Annotated in this window: 14 protein-coding genes; 4 read left to right on the top strand and 10 right to left on the bottom strand. The window is 36.2% G+C overall.

The window, feature by feature from the left end; translation table 11 throughout:
- Positions 1–48 precede the first annotated feature (48 nt).
- Positions 49–369, bottom strand: coding sequence for an ATP-dependent Clp protease adapter ClpS (clpS, locus tag ABJK37_RS09645; protein ID WP_348352499.1), 321 nt, complete (start codon positions 367–369; stop codon positions 49–51).
- A 232-nt stretch (positions 370–601) separates the two neighbouring features.
- On the opposite strand from clpS, the gene cspD reads away from it, so the two are divergent.
- Entirely contained in the window at positions 602–820 is a 219-nt protein-coding gene (gene cspD / locus ABJK37_RS09640; RefSeq protein ID WP_007619891.1) for a cold shock domain-containing protein CspD, read from the top strand.
- A 94-nt stretch (positions 821–914) separates the two neighbouring features.
- Here the strand turns inward: cspD and ABJK37_RS09635 are convergent, their stop codons facing one another.
- Entirely contained in the window at positions 915–3,143 is a 2,229-nt protein-coding gene (locus ABJK37_RS09635; RefSeq protein WP_348352495.1) for an NADP-dependent isocitrate dehydrogenase, read from the bottom strand.
- Positions 3,144–3,420: 277 nt separating this feature from the next.
- Between ABJK37_RS09635 and ABJK37_RS09630 the strand changes: the two genes are divergently transcribed.
- On the top strand, positions 3,421–4,020 hold the full coding sequence (locus tag ABJK37_RS09630; RefSeq protein WP_348352493.1) for a pseudouridine synthase: 600 nt from the start codon (positions 3,421–3,423) through the stop codon (positions 4,018–4,020).
- A 716-nt stretch (positions 4,021–4,736) separates the two neighbouring features.
- On the opposite strand, the gene ABJK37_RS09625 is transcribed toward ABJK37_RS09630, so the two are convergent.
- The 8 genes from ABJK37_RS09625 to ABJK37_RS09590 form a co-directional block, all read right to left on the bottom strand.
- Positions 4,737–5,663 (bottom strand): MBL fold metallo-hydrolase, encoded by a 927-nt coding sequence (locus ABJK37_RS09625; RefSeq protein WP_348352491.1) that lies wholly within the window; start codon positions 5,661–5,663, stop codon positions 4,737–4,739.
- 343 nt (positions 5,664–6,006) lie between these two features.
- Positions 6,007–7,392, bottom strand: coding sequence for an alkaline phosphatase D family protein (locus ABJK37_RS09620; protein WP_348352489.1), 1,386 nt, complete (start codon positions 7,390–7,392; stop codon positions 6,007–6,009).
- 186 nt (positions 7,393–7,578) lie between these two features.
- Entirely contained in the window at positions 7,579–8,433 is an 855-nt protein-coding gene (locus ABJK37_RS09615) for a hypothetical protein (RefSeq protein WP_348352487.1), read from the bottom strand.
- A gap of 689 nt (positions 8,434–9,122) precedes the next feature.
- Positions 9,123–9,368: a hypothetical protein gene (locus ABJK37_RS09610; protein WP_348352485.1), complete on the bottom strand. Its 246-nt coding sequence runs from the start codon at positions 9,366–9,368 to the stop codon at positions 9,123–9,125.
- A 2-nt stretch (positions 9,369–9,370) separates the two neighbouring features.
- A complete protein-coding gene (locus ABJK37_RS09605; protein WP_348352483.1) occupies positions 9,371–9,706 on the bottom strand; it encodes a hypothetical protein in 336 nt (111 codons plus the stop codon).
- A gap of 986 nt (positions 9,707–10,692) precedes the next feature.
- The gene (locus ABJK37_RS09600; protein WP_348352481.1) at positions 10,693–11,250 is read right to left on the bottom strand and encodes a hypothetical protein; all 558 of its coding nucleotides are present in this window, start codon (positions 11,248–11,250) and stop codon (positions 10,693–10,695) included.
- Positions 11,251–11,587: 337 nt separating this feature from the next.
- Positions 11,588–12,442 carry a hypothetical protein gene (locus tag ABJK37_RS09595; protein WP_348352479.1) on the bottom strand — a complete coding sequence of 285 codons (855 nt, stop codon included), beginning with the start codon at positions 12,440–12,442 and terminating at the stop codon, positions 11,588–11,590.
- Complete coding sequence (locus ABJK37_RS09590; RefSeq protein ID WP_348352477.1) at positions 12,435–14,633, bottom strand: AAA family ATPase; 2,199 nt, start codon at positions 14,631–14,633, stop codon at positions 12,435–12,437. Before ABJK37_RS09590 ends, ABJK37_RS09595 begins: the two co-directional genes overlap by 8 nt.
- A gap of 778 nt (positions 14,634–15,411) precedes the next feature.
- Here ABJK37_RS09590 and ABJK37_RS09585 point away from each other — a divergent pair.
- Positions 15,412–16,857, top strand: a complete 1,446-nt coding sequence (locus tag ABJK37_RS09585; RefSeq protein ID WP_348352475.1) for a leucine-rich repeat domain-containing protein — start codon at positions 15,412–15,414, stop codon at positions 16,855–16,857.
- Positions 16,818–18,170 carry a COR domain-containing protein gene (locus tag ABJK37_RS09580; RefSeq protein ID WP_348352612.1) on the top strand — a complete coding sequence of 451 codons (1,353 nt, stop codon included), beginning with the start codon at positions 16,818–16,820 and terminating at the stop codon, positions 18,168–18,170. Before ABJK37_RS09585 ends, ABJK37_RS09580 begins: the two co-directional genes overlap by 40 nt.
- The last annotated feature ends 885 nt before the right edge of the window (positions 18,171–19,055 follow it).

Raw genomic sequence — 19,055 nt, 5'->3', positions numbered from 1 at the left:
CTCTGACTACTAGCCTATTCGAAGATTGTACGTTTCTCAAACCAATCATCACGCTTGCTCCATGGTACACATGAGTGGATGTTGGTGTTCTTTTGCATAGCGACTAACTTGCATTACCTTAGTTTCTGCAATCTCTGCAGTATATATGCCACAAACTGCTCGACCATGATAGTGCACTGTGAGCATTATTTGTTGCGCCTTTTCACCGTTCAAATTAAAAAACCGCATGAGCACATCAATCACAAAGTCCATTGGTGTGTAATCATCATTATTCAATAACACTTTATACATAGGTGGTGGCGTAGCTTTCTTCTTTACCGCATCAGTGTCTTTCTGACGCTCGATATCGATAGTATTATCTTTACTCATAATTCACTTATTTAGCCCAAAAATTTTAAGATAATTCCAATTAATGCAACGATTACCTATGTTACAGCAATCTTATAATTTTAACGAAATATCAAATTCACCTTGACAAAAACAGGTTAAAAAACCTACATTTTAATTTGACGGTTGTATTGAGTTGTTAACTCGTCTAGCCCTAGACATTAGTGTGGGGGCAAAGTTGTATAAGTTCAAGGGATTAAAAGGAAGCAGAAGTATGGCAGTCGGCAAAGTAAAATGGTTCAATAATGCAAAAGGTTTTGGCTTTATTGTTCCCGATGATGGTGGTGAAGACATCTTCGCACATTATTCAACGATACAAATGGAGGGCTATCGCTCTCTTAAAGCAGGTCAAGAAGTTAAATACGAAGTGCAACAAGGCCCAAAGGGATTGCATGCAGAGAATATTGATTTCAAAGGTGAACCTGAAAGATAAATTATTATCTGGAATATAAAAAAGCAGACATTAAGTCTGCTTTTTTGTTGCTAATAACTTTTAGCGCAAGTTTGCCCCCAAACCGGGGCATTAACTAGCTAGCAGCTAGTAATTCATTTAACGTCGCACTTGGGCACATTGCTTGAGTTAATAACGCATCATCTGGATAATAATAACCACCAATATCAACGGCTTTACCTTGAGTCCCATCTATTTCTGCCATGATTTTACTTTCATTTGCAGATAGCGAGTCAAATAAAGGTTTAAATTTGGTTGCCAAGTCTTGATCACTTGTCTGATTAGCTACGGCTTCTGCCCAATATAAAGCTAAATAGAAGTGACTACCTCTATTGTCTAATTGACCTGCTTTACGTAAAGGTGATTTACCTTCTGTTAGAAGTTTCTCTGTCGCTTCATCTAAAGCAACCGCTAACACTTTCGCTTGAGCATTATCAGTCTTCACCGCTAGGTCTTCAAGAGACACGGCTAACGCCAAAAACTCACCAAGCGAATCCCAACGTAAATGCCCTTCTTCAACAAATTGCTGAACGTGTTTAGGTGCAGAACCTCCAGCCCCAGTTTCGAACAAACCACCACCGGCCATAAGAGGAACTATCGACAACATCTTAGCGCTAGTACCCAACTCTAAAATTGGAAACAAATCGGTTAAGTAATCCCGCAATACATTACCTGTAACAGAGATTGTATCTAAGCCACGTATCGCTCTTTCCATTGAGTAACGCATTGCTCGAACGGGCGACATTATTGATATATCAAGCCCTTCGGTATCATGCTCTTTTAAGTATTCATTTACTTTCAAAATCATTTGAGCATCATGGGCTCTTTCATCATCTAACCAAAAGACTGTTGGCATACCCGATTGACGTGCTCTATTCACCGCTAATTTCACCCAATCGCGAATAGGCGCATCCTTAGCTTGGCACATTCTCCAAATATCACCTTCTTCCACTGCATGTTCGATTAACACAGTACCATCTTGATCCACAACCTGAACTTTACCGTCCCCTGTCATCTCAAAAGTTTTATCGTGAGAACCATATTCTTCAGCTTTCTGAGCCATCAATCCAACATTAGGTACCGTCCCCATAGTAGTTGGGTCAAAGGCTCCATGAGTCTTACAGAAATTAATAGTTTCTTGATAAATAGTGGCATAGGTACTTTCCGGGATAACCGCTTTAGTATCGTGCAACTTGCCATCTGGCCCCCACATTTGACCAGAACTTCTGATCATTGCTGGCATAGAAGCATCAACAATAACGTCACTAGGTACATGCAGATTAGAAATTCCCTTATCTGAATTAACCATAGCAATAGGAGGTCTGTCTGCATAACATGCATTAATATCGTGTTCAATTTCAGCTCTTTGAGACTGAGGAAGAGTGGCAATTTTGTCGTATACACTGCCTAAACCGTTATTAGGATTGACCCCTAGCTCATCAAACAAAGTTTGGTATTTATCAAATAGTTTCTTGTAAAAAACCTTAACACAATGACCGAATACAATAGGATGAGACACTTTCATCATTGTCGCTTTTACATGCAACGAGAATAACACCCCAGTATTTTTAGCATCTTCGATTTGTTCTTCGAAAAATTCGCACAACGCCTTTTTGCTCATGCACATGCCATCAATCACTTCACCAGCCAATAAATCTATTTTTGGTTTTAATACTGTGACATTCCCAGACTTGTCAGTGAATTCAATATTCACATAACCTGCTTTACCTACAGTGACCGACTTTTCGCCAGAGTAAAAATCACCTTTACGCATATGTGCAACATGAGTTTGCGAAGCTTGGCTCCACTCACCCATTGAATGCGGATGACGCTTAGCATAGTTTTTAACTGCAGCTGGAGCGCGACGATCAGAATTACCTTCACGTAATACTGGGTTTACAGCACTACCAAGCACTTTGCCATAACGAGCCAATATGTCTTTTTCCGCGTCTGTTTGTGCTTCTTCTGGAAACTCTGGTAAATCAAACCCTTTACCTTGCAATTCTTTAATGGCTGCTTTTAACTGAGGGATAGAAGCACTTACATTAGGTAACTTAATGATGTTAGTTGAAGCTTCTTGAGTCAATGCACCTAATTCAGCTAAAGCATCGGGCACTTGTTGGTCAGCAGGAAGAAGATCGCCAAATGCTGACAAGATACGTGCAGCTAAAGAAATATCACTTAATTCAACCTCAATTCCAGCGCTTGAAGTAAAGCTGCGAATGATGGGAAGCAGTGAATAAGTAGCAAGTGCCGGCGCTTCGTCCGTTTTAGTATAGATAATCTTTGACTTGGAAATCGTCATTATAAGCCTCATGTTGATGGCAAAACACCGACGATCCATCATTCACGGGTTTAAAAAACTCGCAAAGTCACTGCATGGATTGGTGTTTTGTACCGAATTAAAAAAATGTCTAATCTTGCCCTATTATAAACAGACAGCGCCAAGACAGTCAGTAAATAATATATGGGCGATTTAATTAACTTCAAGTTTTGCTTGCATATTATATTCTGTAAATCACAATTTGAGCTAATTTAAGACTAGCAATTAATCAATTTACGGACTTACACAGTAACAAAATATGCCAAATAAGCCTTATTCAACATTTAAGAAAAACACCACTCAAGCAGTTGCTACTTCCCCTTCTAAAAGACGAGTTGTTTTGTTTAATAAACCTTTTAATGTGTTAACCCAATTTACCGATCAAGAAGGTCGACAAACTCTTAAAGATTTCATTCCCATACCTGAAGTATATGCAGCGGGTCGCTTAGACAAGGACAGCGAAGGTTTATTGGTATTAACCAACGATGGAAAATTACAAAACAAACTAGCCTCACCAAAGTTTAAAACATCCAAAACTTATTGGGTGCAAGTAGAAGGCATTCCGCTTCAAGAGGATTTAGAAAAGTTGCGTAAAGGAGTAATGTTAAAAGACGGTATGACCCTACCCGCCCAAATTGGATGGATGGATGAGCCAGAGATTTGGGATCGCACACCACCCGTGCGTTTTCGCCAAAACAAACCTACCAGTTGGCTGACTATCACTATCTGCGAAGGTAGAAATCGTCAAGTTAGACGAATGACAGCACATATTGGATTTCCTACTCTAAGGTTAATTCGTTATCGAATAGGAGATTGGACAATAGAAGGAATTGCAAATGGCAAATATTCAGAGGTTTGATAAACCACTCATTTGGATTAGAGCTATAGTCAAATTGATCATTTGCAATTTCATGGGAACGGTAAATGTCTAAATTCTAAAAAAAGTATCTTAACGCAACCTATATTTTGCTTCGTTTCATGGAGAAATCTCTATATTTTTGAAATTTCTGAAGATATTTGTTTGTTTTTCAATCGTTTCTGCTGTTTTGAAAGGGTAATGTTAAAGAAGTCGATGAAACTTCCTGTAAAGCTCATATTTAGTGAAATGAGGTGACTCTAGTAATAACTTTATAGCAGCTGACACCAACGAGGTCGCTCTACTAAAACCACTTGAAACTTGAAATCCAATTGCAGCATCTGAATTTGAGAAAGGGAAGTTTTTGAAATGCTTAATCGACATATGGTCTTGCATAGAGAATCGCTTGATTATGGCAACAAAGTAAAGAATCTGAAGGCTTTTTCACTTAAAAAGTATGTTTCACAAGCTTTAAAATAAGGCTAACTTTCACAGTGTATCCGATGAGAAATGCAAGACGGCCTCAAGTCTTGGAAGTCCAACTGGCTGATATGCTGTTTACGACAAAGTCGCTCGGTAATTAGACCGACATAATCCCTTGGTAATCACACTAGTAAAGATCAGGCTCTACTATTTATCTTCTTCCGTTGTATTGGCTAAATTAACTATGCCAAAACAAAATATAGTGTAATTCTTAATATCAAGCTGAAATGATATAACTAGTAGCTCACATTTTTGACTGTCAAAAGACAACCATCGCTATTAAGATCGATTGTTGAGGGAAGTAATTGGTTAGTCCTATTGTCTAAAAAAATAGTTTCTCCTTTTTTCATCAATCGAATTGCAGAAGTTCTTTGATAATTGGCCACTTGCGATTCAAGAGCTACCAATTCTTGACTGAAATCACCTATTAGTTTTTTTGCTGGGTACAATCGTTCTTGTTTTGAACGAAATATATCATCCCAGTGGATCGGAACTATTCTCGAAGCCTCTACAGCGGCAACTGTTTCATCGAAATAAATGTTTTGCTCATCAATGTCTAGTTCATTTAGTTTCGATATGCCTAAAAATACCCAGTCGGCCTTGGCAAGATTTAAAGATCCTTGTTTAACTCCCGTGCTTGCGTGTACTAACATTGACTCACTCCCACGCTCAATAAGAATAGAGAAAGGTTGGCTTTCTTTGTAGTCCCAAAGTCTCGCGGGATATGTTATCGGTTCAACTATTTGTTTTCCCATACCCAGCACCTTTCTTAATAAAGCAGTAGGGATTGAGCCATGATTTGTATTTAACAGAGTAATCTTAAAATTTTCATATTTATAAGATTTGTTTAATAAGGCCTCCTTAAAATTTATGCCTGTGGCAATCTCAGTATGTGCAATATTTAACGTAGATGGCGTACCAATTAAGTCAGCCCCAGTTTTTTCAGCAAATATTGGTGCATCCATTGCGTGATCGTGGTGAGAGTGAACAGGGATAATTACTTTTAATTTGCCACGCAAGTCATAGCGATCTATTAATTTTTCAATAAGCTTTGTATCAGGCTCAGTACCAAAAAAAAGTGCCTCTATGGATGGGCGGGTTACAAAGCCATCAATAAGTACCTTGGCTTTACTGTCTGAAATCAGTAATGAACTAGTTCCCAAGTATGTGACCTTAACTGGATCATCTGAGTAGATGTTATTCCCTATTGAACTGTATCTATCAAACTTGCAAAGGTCAGTTTTAGTAAAATCGTTATTTAGAAGGCTACAACTGGAAATAAGCGAGGTAACTAAGAGACATATTATTTTTTTAACGAGTTGATGTGTTGATTTTTTAGACATTGTGTTCAATGTTACCCTCTCGTAAAACCCGAATAACTCGGCAGGCTTATCATTTCAAAACACAAATATGAGAGCGCAATCCAAAAGAAGTTTTCAAGCTAAAAAACTAATATAAACACTTACCACCATCAAATTATGCTGGGGTGGTAAGTGTGCTCAACGATCAATTTAGCTTATAACTTTTAGATCCAAGTTTATCCCCTTTTCGAGAGTAAAAATCGACTCTAATCTTTTCCGGGGTTACATATAGTTTTGTGAACGCGTCAGTTGGATACACACTGCTTGCTTTTACTACTTTATACTTGCTAGCAGTCGAGGTATCTATATGACCGCTAAGCTTAAAGCTTCTTCTGTTTGGATGTGGGTATGGCCAAAACAACGATGAAGATACGACTGATGTCACTGTACTAGTCTCATTTAATTCAAGTTGAGAAGCCATGCATGCATGAACATCACCTGATAAAAATACGACCTTGGTTATTCCGTTGATTCGAATACACTCTAAAATTTCATCTCTTTGACTTATATATCCAAACCATTTGTCGGAAGATTCAGATTCGTAAGGTGGAACACTAGTGATAATGAATTTCACTCTACTGCTATCGTCACAGAGCCAACTTAAAAGTTCTTTCATTTGCCTAGGGCCAATTATTTCACGAGAATCTTTATCAAGGTTTCTTTCTGTCCTTGTATCGCATACAAAAAAATCACAGCAACCGTCTGCATATTTGTACCAAAGGTGCGTTGGAGTACCAGTAATATGGCTCCCTTTCAATTCAAAAAGGGGGCTATGGCTTGCTTGATAGGTTGTGTATGCATGGATCGCAGCAGGAAACTTAGTAACCCAATCTTTAGCCGAAGCTGATTCAGGCCAATTGTCTTCAATTTCATGATCATCTAACATCATATATGTCGGAGTACATGACATTAGCTTACGTATATAAGGAGTTGTAAAGACTTTCTGGTATCGTTTGTTATATTCATCGAGGGAGTCATCAGAGCCAATGACTTTTAAATCGTCGGCATATATCTGATCACCGCACATGATGAGTTGATCAACATGTTTACCATTTTCTTTTTGTTCTAAAATTGACTTGAAAGCTTTGTCGCCTCGATCGTCCCACCACATTCCACCAAGTAAACGTAAAGCATATCTACAAGACCCAAATATTAAGTTTCTAGGCTTAGAGCTATCAGAGGAGCCTGTTTTAAATTTATAGGTATCAACATTTTCCCAGTTTAAAACTTTTTGTACATCAATTTCCTTCGAATCAACTTCTGAGTAGAACCAACCAATTTGATAGTCATAAGTTGTATTTTCTTCTAACCCCATTAAAACAATTACACCAGTGAGGTCAAAATTGGGGTTCATTTTGAAATAGGCAGGAGTAGAAAAATCGGATTCACCGTTTTTACGATACTTTATAACTCCGTGAGTTTTTCTTGGCCTATCATCATGAATCGAAAGCTTTGCACGTCCAAAAATTCTAACCAGTTCGCTTGAAGAGTGCCCTATAATTGGGCCAACAGTAAGATTTTGTACATCCATGTCTCTGTCCTTATAAAGTTATGTAGTTTTCTTTTGGTCGTTTGACCTACAACAGTGAATAACGGAATATGGTTTTAGAGTAGTACATAATTTTCAAAAGGCATCAATTTTGATTGCGAACAGTTTTGGTGGTGTAATTGATTTCGAAGCTAGTGATAAACATTATTAGTTAATGTATATCATTATTCACCAGTATCCGATTAAGCTAAATATTAACGATAGTATTAATAGAAATAACCCCATGAACAAAGAGAAAACAATTGATATTGCTCTTAACGGTTTTGCTTCAAAGGGCAGCCAAAATAATATTTGACGAATTATTCTCGAAAGGTTGGGATTTGTGCGCATTAAATTTATTATAACAACAACAAAGATAGGAAAGGAACTTAGTATTATGGAATATAAGTAAACTGAGGTTAAATTGTTAAATTGAACCGCCAAATGCATAGTTGGTGGAATTGATTTTAAAGCATTTAGTTTACTGCCCCCAAACGCCCCATAGAAGTCCGCAAAAAATATATAGGTTAAGGCAGTAAGAGCTAAGAAAATCAAAATTTTTATTAAGACATCTAGAATGAGAATGAAAATGGAAGTTCGTGCATTACTCATGGATATTTGTTCGATTAGTACCGGATACGAGAGAAATACCATTAAATTTACAAAGTAGGTTACTACAAATCCATTTCCAAAAAATTGACCTAGAAATCCAGTAGTTAGAAGTTGATCAAACAACCCAACTGTTTTGGCGGTATATAAGGAGAGTGCTATTAAAAGGGATGCAAATGTAAGAGTAAAAACATTTTTAAAAAAGCGAGTATATCCCTTTTTTGGTAAGAAATAGCCATTTATAAAATTATCTATGACTTTTGAAATTTCAGAGGTTTCTGGATTATTTACCGTAGCTGTTATTGATTTATAAATTATTGTTGCACCCGAAGAGCTTAAAAGCACATCATCTGCTTTCCATAGTACTGCGCACACCACCAATATAGACGCTAGGCTAACACTGAAAGATGTTAGGATGTCATTGATATGTTCCATACATACACCTCATACCTGTTCTAAATAAACGGCGCAATTTGACCATAAGATAACTGTAGGTTATTTTTATAGAAACTGAAAATAAATGGCCTCACTTAGAGGACTTTGAGTGTTCTGTAGTCGTTCACCATAGGTTCCAAAATGGAACGTATGGTGATGGTTTTAGTCTTTTAATATTCGTTGTCTGGACTGCCAAATTCGTTTCCTACTTTGGATCATAGTATTTCAATTGTTTTCGCATAACTTTATATTTTGTCATCATTTTCTCAACAAGCGACTTTTTCTGAGGATGCGGCCTCTCATCCTCTAGGTAATTAATTGAATGGGATTTCAATAACATTTGAACATCATTCAAGGTGTACTCGTGGCCTGAGTTAGCCATAAACGTTAGTAATGTTTGTGTTTGTGATGGCGACATTTTTGAGTTTCTCATAGCGTTCCTATCATTTAATGGATTGAAGGCATTATTTCTATTAGTCTTTAATCGTGACATAAGTTCTCCTAATGAATTTATGATGTTGATAGCCATATATGAGTGAAGTTTTTTAACTGCTACTTCAGTAATTAAAATGCTACTTGTACTTATATCAAGCTATTCGCTTAAATCGGAATTTCAGCTTTGTAGCAATAGAAGGTAGTTGAGGGTTAAATTTCAATGAACCTACCCACTGGTTCGAATTCATTGACCATTACACGTCTGATTCACTTTCGGGGGCGATTTTTGTAACGACAAATACTCCGTCGCGAAAGTGACCCCTGTCAATTTTTCCTGATGGCAAAAGCCGTATCAACTGTCCCGCCTCCGTCGCGTATGGTGAGTAAAGTGTATGGCCTTGTTTAAGCAAGCTGTCGGACAATGCACCGCTTTTAGAATCGCGTTCAATTTCATAAGAAAGGTCTAATATATCAAGGGATTCAGCAACTAGTTTCGTCATATTTACTTTAGCTCCATAAACTTGTCCAGCCAAACACCTTTAGGTCGTCTTCTACAACCTGATAACTCATCGAGACTCTGAAAGTCTGTGTTGTAAACCTTCTTGTGTTGATACCAAATATCTATGATGTAGGCCTTTTGACCGGGCAGAATTTCAGCGCCTGAGAATGGTGTTGTATATACGATACTTAGATCATCTTTATCGAACGCTTGGGCAAAACCGCTTAGATTTTTGGACTTCAACGGGGAACCTTTTTTTGTGGTCAACTCGATGACTTTTTGAACAATTTTTAGGTTTATGTTTTTGCTCTTGGTTGTCGTCGTATTTTCTGCGTTCATAGGTGATTCCGTCATTATCTGAATCAAATAGTTTATTCAAACCAAGGTAATAGGTTTCGCTTGGTACTGTATAGATAGATGTGAGGTACTTGATTGGAAAATAGGCGAAACATACACGAAAATCAAGGTGGAAAAGTCATTAACTATTTGTTTAATAACAAAAAAAAATACGGAATCAATAGTGTGGAGAAGGTAAGGAAAAGTACTGTAGACGTTAAGTCGTTAATAAATAACTATTATAATTGTCCTTAGGAATGAAGTTATCGTGGGATGAAATTAGCCAAAAATCAATATAAAAACTTCATATTATTTTTAAGGCTAAAGTATCAATGATTAATCGCGTGAATTAGCTTCCAGCCTTGACTATGATTTAGTCGAGTTCTTCATCTAGGGTTATTAACTCACTAATCATCGTCATAAAGACCATCCATGTTATCAAGGGTTTGTTTTAACCTTTAACAACCCTATCTTCAAATTGAATAACAAAAATAGCTTTGTTTAAAGCTCAGTCATTTTCTCAATAAGTTACTGTCTTAGACGTGCGTTTGCTCTGGTCGCTTTTACCAACTCAACTGATAGTAAGCGTAAATTTATACTCGTTTTATATTTTTATTGTTTTGGTTTCAAAACAATAAAAATAAAGCCCGTTGTGTAGAGACCAATTCGAGGCTCTGCACAAGGGACTTTGATTTAAAAAATTAAATTTCTAGTATCAATGCTTATTGGATTGCGGATGACCTACCCACAAGCCCAGTGCAAGAAGAGCGAAACGAACAACCCAATTATCTAAAAAACAAATAACATTGTGTTTAATTTCCATAAGCATACTCCTTACATGGGGAACCGAACCCCAAAAGTGATTAGTTAAAGCCAATACTGCATCGTACAACGAGATTAAAATTAAAAAACACTCTTCCACACTCCAATAAGCACTAAAATTGGATATTTATAATATACGCAAATAAAACTAATCACCTTAACATTAACTAGGCAAAGTCCTCAAAATATACAGAAATACACTCATCCAATTCTTTTAGGACAAAAAGCATCACTAGAGAGTGGCGTAACAAATTTGAAGTTCGAGTAAAGTCACACCAATTTTTGTCACCGTACTTTCCACCATGAAATAGGTTGTTTCTAACTAATTTTATTGAATCTACAACTTTTTTGAGATCGGGGGTATTGATGCCTATTTTTTGCTCTGACCAATTCGTTTTAATCACTTCTACACCACTTTCAAAAGTGTAAAATATTTTTTGCCTGTTAGGTGCTGTTTCTGGGGTCGTAAGATATTGAAAACTGACGCTACAATCTTCAGTCACAATAAAGTTGTCCTTATTGATTTTAAGAAATGAGTCCCAATCAGGTTCAGCATTTTTTCCTTCTTCTTTCCTTTTTATATATCCTCTTTCCTTTAAAGCAAATTCGAACCTAGAAAAAACAACAAAAAACTCAAATATTTCTTGGCGAAGTTCTTCTTGTTTACCATTTTCAAAAGAAAACATTTGAAGCATTTTAGTCATGAAATTTGTCAATGAAATCATATAATAACTCCTGTGCATGATTTTCTGTATCAATCTAGCATATCCTAACATTACACCACGAATCTGCTTAGGTTGAATCAGCAGGAAGTGAGGCTAATCCCCTTTTTGGGCTTCAAACTCAGCCAAAATAAAGCCGCTCAGATATTATTGAGAACTGCAAAAAGCCCCGCGAGGGCGAGGCGATAGAGTTGGATTCAATAGCAGGAAAGTGCCAGTAAGGGCGGTAATCTACCGTTAGACTTTATGTCCTTCAATGCGAACAAAAGCGCCAAAGCCGCCGTTCAGGACCAAAATTCTAGTGAATATTGAAGAACTGGTTTGTGAATAGAGGGAACACTCATAAACGGTTCACAAATAGAGTTGTGATATTAATGCAATGCTGATTTTCTAACATATCATCCTTTTTGATGTAGTCGCTATTAGCAATTATTACAGCGTTGCTTGAACCTGAAAACTGTAATTGGCCAGCTACTGAAATTAGGGACTTTAATTCTTTAAATTGTACCGTGCCGTCATAACATTCGTTTTCGATATTACAAGTATATTTTTTTTGTCTGTCATCTTCTAGAGTATTGCGTTCTAGGAAGGCTGAACTACCAGTAAATATATCTTCATTATTTGTTTTCATTAATTTAGTCAGAATATCTTCTAATTGACCATGTTTATCATCATGATCTTCATCATGAAAAATATAACAACCAACTTCATAATCATCTTTGGTATAAATTTCATGATTATTTAAGGTAGGAAGCTCTAAAGAATCCTTTAAATCTGTAAGCCTAGTATCAACACCCTGATCATCTGAGTCTAAAAAGTATAAAAATCGATAATTTAATTTGTCATATTTTTGAATTTTTCTAATATTTTCTCTATTTAAATTTAAGTACATATCAACTATGGATTTGGCTCCATCACTACAAAAATTAGCATCTCCATCCAAATTATGAAAAATAACTAAAGTATCACCTTTTGTTAATACAGAATACGGGACTTTTGGCTTTGGACGTTGAAATTTAAATTCATAATCTTTAATTTTTTTGTTACCTAAGTTTTTTTGATAGAGTTCATTAAGTGGGGGAGGAAAATCCTTAACTTTCTTGCTATAAAATGTAAAACCTTGAATCAACAAGATCCTAGTCAAAAAAGCTATATCATGATCACCTTCACAAAAAACAATAATATGTTTACTCATGTGATTTACCTCGTAAATCAAAATCAATGGTGTCGATATATTCTTTCAATTCAGTCCCATCTACATGGACAGCCTCAACTGTCCCGTTATTGTTTTCTATGAAATAAGTTGATATTTCATCATTACGATAATCATTATTAACAAAAGCATCTATACATTCTTTTGAATGTGAGGTGAGGAATACTTGAACGTTAAATGTATCTGCAAGTTCTTGAACGAATTTGGTGAATTCAATTAATATCGAATTATGAATAGCAGTTTCAAACTCATCTAAACAAACTACTCCATTTCTAGCTGAAGCAAAACTTAACGCAATTTCAAATATTCTTTGTAGCCCTTCGCCATAGTTTGTAATTTCTATATTTTTGTCCTTAAACTTAGTGGAATCAACTATAAACCTTTGAATATCATCTACTTCATTTAACCTGATATCATTGATGGAGTTATCCACTTTCTTTAAGAATTTAACGACTAAGCTAATCGCTGTTTGCCCACTACTGTCTTTATTAATAGTGTTTTTATTATAAGTTTCTACCAGTTCGTCTGAATTATAAAAATACGGGCTTTTAAATATAGACTTACACAAATGCTCTACTTTTTCATTTTCTCTATTCAGAGTGTCATATCCAAAAGTATGAATTGTGTTAGTTAATTCTCGCTCATTCAATTTAGCTTTTAATAAGTATGAAGCAATATAATCATCACTCTTATTTATGTTCGATGCTTCAAATTTAGTAAACTGTACAGAAGTATTTGCATTATTAAATATACCCTGAACATCTATCACTTCATTTTCATCGAAAACTTCGTTAAGCCATATAGGGTTTAACAACTTCAGCTTGTTTTTTAATTTGATTATTTCTAAGAAAGAACCAACATCATTTTGTTTAGTTAAATAATATAATGCTTCTAATAAAGTAGTTTTACCGCTGTTATTAAAGCCAGCAAAAATATTGACTCTTTTTAAGTTATCAATATTGAATTTGTTAAAGATTTTATATTGATTTACTAGAAGTGATTTGAAATGAGAACTACTGGAGTCATGCTCAAAAGCTACAGAATGATTACCATGGTTTATTTCTAAATAGCTTTTTTGAGGTACAAATTCATTTAATTTAGCTTTAATATTTTCCAATGTTTCAATATCTTCATATTGAACCATATTCTTATAACTACTTAACTCATTAAAGCTATTTGAAAATTCTGTTAGTGACTTTTCATAATTAAGTTTGTCGACTTCACCACTAGCCATTAAACCGCGAATAATGCTTCTTGTTTTTTCCATTTCTGTTAATGCGGCTTCATTATTAATGAAAAGAGCAAGTTCCCTAATTTCTAAAGCCTTGGTAATAATAGGGTCTAATTCTTCATATTCTTCATATTCTTCATCAACCAATTCCTCGGTGATTGAAAACCAAGAAAACAATCTTTGCATGTTGGTTGTATTGTTACAAATGTAACCTTGTTCATCCCAATCTAACCAGTCTTTGATTTTGGGGCGTTTCATTATCTCAACAAAAAAGGAGTAATCTTTGCTCTCGAATTGGTCACCAAAATCACTATTTCGGTATTGAATTATTAGGTGATACGCTCTTTGTGAACTTCGTAACTTTATTTTTGTTATGCCTAAAGAGTCACAAAGTTGGTTTTCTTTAGTTGTATATTCATATGAATTCCAATAAGGCTTGAGAAAATCATAAATAAGTTGAGCTTGATTAATAGCAGACCATTTTTTATTGCCGCTTATATGTTTCAACCCCATTATTATTAAGTGTTTTTCTTTGCTTTCATTTGAATGTATTTCAAATGGAATTTTTTTGAAAATTTCAGGGTTTAAATTCCCTATACTAAGTCCATTTTCATGATCTTCTTGCAGCGCTTTTAGGGATGCAACTCTGCGGTTGCCCTCTATAACTAAATACCTATTTTGTCCCAAGTCTCTAACTTGAATCACATCAACATCTAAGAAGCCATTCGACTTAAAACTAGCTATCAAATCTTTTATATTTGATCTTTTGTTTCCTTCAATAAATGTAGACGAACGTTTTTGAATATTTTCATCAAATAGGTCACTTTCAGGAACCTCAATATAGCCATCGTTATCTACAAATCGATAATTGTTTGGATCTAAATAAAGATTTTTAAGATTGAAACTACGCCTTTTTGTAGTTTCAATTATTGGCTCATTCATAAATATTTCAGCTTAATATTGTTGATTTATAGAATCTGGTATCTCAATGAATGTTATAGGATTGAATCTATATGGGCAATGATTCTTAACTGAAGCCATTCACTAAAATGCAAATGGCTTTAGTTTAATAATCAACTATTACCACCGAAATCGGTCACCCATTTTCCCTGTGTTCACCTTCGCCAGAATATGCAGCACAAATAGTTGTTTAACCATGTAGATGTAAAAAAGATTGGTTTGGTTATATTCTCGTCATCTATGAATAATGCACATTTAAATTTTAATGAACTCCGCTTTTTCTGTGCAAATAGTATCTTTACTCAAAACGAATACTTAGGGAATGAAGCAAACATTTGTAGACCAATAAGTATTGTGAAAATCGAAAGTCAGCTTTCTGCATAAAGCACTCAATCAATGTCTACTCTTAGAGCTGCTTTTCTAGGAGTATATGGCGGCCCAAATGTCTCTAGCCGTGAAGGTCCGTTCTTTGTCTAAAGCCGTCATTAGCAAATCTATGGTGTCAGTCTGTAATGAGAGGCTTCCAGACATTTAACTAATATGACATGAGCCATTGCACTTGTTGTTTGACTTTATTCGAAGTCGTTATGCGCATTAAGCCTGATAGAAAGTCATTTCGAATTGAGTTTATACACCATGGCAGATTGGTTACCACATCAATGGCCACTAGACGAACTTGGTTAAGCAGACAATGGGTAAGACTTTGTGAATGGCTTGCATTATGATAATCATAACAGGAGAAATGATGATTTGAGGTAATATGGACGTTTTTGAAAAAGTAGATGCCACTATAGAAAGCGGGGCGACATCACTTAACTTAGGTGGTTTAGATCTTACTAAATTACCGGTTGAGATAAGCCAGTTGACGCAGTTGGAGAAACTTGGCCTTATGGCCAACCAACTAACAGATTTGCCAGCCGAGATAGGTAAGCTGACTCAGTTAAAAGAGCTTGACCTAAGTTACAACGAACTCACAACTTTGCCAGCGGAAATAGGTAATCTGAGGCAGTTGGAAGTACTTCTGCTGGATAACAACCAACTCACAGCTTTACCAACCGAGATAGGCAAGCTTACAAAGTTGACACGTATTTACCTATATAACAATCAACTTACAGATTTGCCAGTCGAGATAGGTAAGCTGAGTCGGCTGAGAATACTTGACCTAAGATATAACCAACTCATAAATTTGCCTGATACGATAGGTAATCTAAAGAGACTCGAAGAGCTTGAATTAAGAGAGAACAAACTTTCAGCCTTGCCGGTTAATATACGTAAGCTGAATCAGTTAAAAGCGCTTGATTTATCTGATAACAAACTCACAGCATTGCCAGTCGAGATTGGTCATCTGAGACAATTGATAGAGCTTTATATAAGCAACAGTCAAATCAAAGATTTACCAGTCGAGATAAGCCAGTTGACGCAGTTGGAGAAACTTGGCCTTATGGCCAACCAGCTAACAGATTTGCCAGCCGAGATAGGTAAGCTGACTCAGTTAAAAGAGCTTGACCTAAGTTACAACGAACTCACAACTTTGCCAGCCGAGATAGGTGAGCTTACGCAGTTGACAACGCTTGACCTATACCGGAACAATCTCACAACCCCACCTATAGACATTGCAGAAATGGGCATAAACGCCATACGAGAATATTTCGTTCAACAAAGTAAACATGGCGCTCAAAAACGATACGAATGCAGTGTTATGCTGTTAGGCGCGCCAAACGTAGGGAAAACGACCCTGAGGAGAAAAGTAGAAAACCCTAAGTTTATAGCAGATGAGAGCGAGCCAAGAACTGTAGGCGTGGATATTCTGCACTGGCCGTATAAATTCAGGATGAATGAAACTGAAGAGACTGCGTATACACATTGGTTTGATTTTGGCGGCCAAGAAATTCAACATATGTGTCACCAGTTTTTCATTAACCCTAACGCCTTCAATGTGCTCGTCTTCCCTGATGATAAATGTGAAGAAACAGTCAGTTATTGGATTTCATTGCTGCAAAACATGAATCCGACTAATACGATTTTACCCATCTGTAATCAGTTTAACGGTGGTAATTATACGCCTGCATCACTTACAAATATCGAATATTTACCACAATTGACCGTTAACTTAAGCGACTGCAATCAGGAATTGTTTAACGCTAATTTAGCGCTCATTAAAGCCATATCACAACCTACATTCAGCGTCACGCAATCGAATGGATAACACCTTGGGCTAAGGTTATCGATGAGCTAAATGTGATTAAGAATGATGGTAAACCGTACATCCCTATCGAAGGATTTAGGGGAGTCTGTGTAAAGCATGCAATAGACAATAAAGAAGGACAAGATTTACTGCTTGGTCACCTTAATGCCATCGGGCAAGTGCTCTATTTCCCTAAAATTGAATTAGAGACTGTTTACATCAATGCAAATTGGTTAATCAAGGCTATTTATACTTTGTTTAAGCCAGAAAATAACATTGTGCATAACGGCTATTTTTCTTTTGGCGAGTTATCACATTATTGGTCTGAGGAAGACAAGGAAATTGGTCGGGATGCCTATTCAGAAAGCGACCAAGGAAAGCTAAAGCGTTTGTTGTCGCATGATGGCTTTAATATTTGTTATGACATCTCAGAAGAAGACGACCTATTTTTTGTACCGCAGTATTTATCCAATGCCCGGTTGGATTCATCTTGGAATAAGGCTGATGAGACACATGGGAAAAAAGAGATTTTCCTGTACAAAGTGTGCATAGTACCGCTTGGGTTTATGTCACAACTAATCGTTAAGCTATCTAATTATCTTGCTTTAGAAGGTGACTTTCGGTGTCATTGGCAGGACGGTATGGTGTTAAGGTTTCAAGATGCATGGGCACTCATTGAGAAAAGCGATACACAAGCGCACGGTCAACATATCGTCGTGCGGTTAAAAGGATCCCTTGCTTCGATAGAGAAGCTACGAGACGCTATTTTTACTAATTTGCGAGAAGCTTTTACATCATTTCATTTCTATAATGGATATCGGCATGTTGTGCCTTGTGAGTATTGTTATGACAATGAAATATCAGGCCACAGTTTTGAATTGCGTGATAATACAAGCACATGTCCAGAATGCGGCACGATAAGGGTAGATTTACATCGATTAAAAGAAGGAAATATAACCGTGAATGACAATTCCAAAACCTACAATATTTCAGATTCGCAAGCCGTTGTAGCGGGTGAAAATAATTCTGCGACTATCATCATGGATGGCGTAGAAATAGGTGATACTGAGCAAAAAAGAATTCAACAAGAATCCCAACTTGATGAATTAATAACTTTGATGAAAAGCAGTCAATCATTGCCCAATAAAGAGGATTACATTCGTTATGCCAATAACGCCAAAGGTGAATTGGTTGAATCAGATGGCAGCGAACAGGGATTTCAGAAGTGGCTTAAAAAGACTGCTTTATTCTTAGATAACATAGAGCAAAGCTCGGATTTATATAAGCGAGGTAAAGATATCCTCATAGGGATTGGGTTGGCTGGCTTGGCATAACCAGTAAAGTTCAGCCACTTCAATTCCGTTGTTCCTGTTTAAAATCACAAATTTACTTACCACGACTAATGGCTAGCTATTGTCGTAAGACTTACCAAATGCTTTATGTCTTCTTTTCGCTCTAAGCGGTCATCGAGCTATACTGATTGGCACCAAAAGTTCTTTTTTCCTATGCTCTAAAACTTGAAATGTGTTTAGAAGTAATACTACTCTGCAATTAAGGATTGTATTAATATAAACGATCTATTGGTCAATAAAGTTATAAATACCTTAAACAAAGTAAATGCAGATATGAGTATATTGCTTGGTAAGCTAAGTATAATAAGAGGTTCACGCATTTGGACATAAGTTCAGTGAACCTAGAACTCACACAATAAGGTAGAACTAGTTATTTATTGAATTCCGATTTGGGTGGACACTTGTAAGCTGAATTATAATGTAAAAGCTTTACATCTAGGCTTTCCGTAGTCCTCAGTTGCACGGAATTAGCAAATATATTGAGAATACAAAAATTAACATTTAGACAGAAAAACATTAAAAGAAAACTAATTCCCACCTTTATTGCCAAATTGGATATCGCGGAATTTTAGTTATGTCTTTTAACTCATTGTTTTTAAATAAGTTCCCATAGTTGAAATAATTCCCACTGTTTATGCAAATGATCAAAATTCAGCATATAGATAGTATTCAGTTACATCCACACAAAAAGTTATGACTTCCCATACCTAAGTATCACCTCACAGCTTTTTTAATCCATTCAAATGGTTTTTAATGAATCCATCGACACGCAGCAACAGCTGCATAACAAACTACACTCGAGGAACTTAACCATGTTGAAAATAGTTAAAACTTCTATCGCTATCGCTACTATCTCTTTATTCTCTG

This window comes from Paraglaciecola sp., assembly GCF_039964565.1.
Classification (GTDB): Bacteria; Pseudomonadota; Gammaproteobacteria; order Enterobacterales; family Alteromonadaceae; genus Paraglaciecola.
This window is presented reverse-complemented; position numbering and strand designations above follow the sequence as displayed.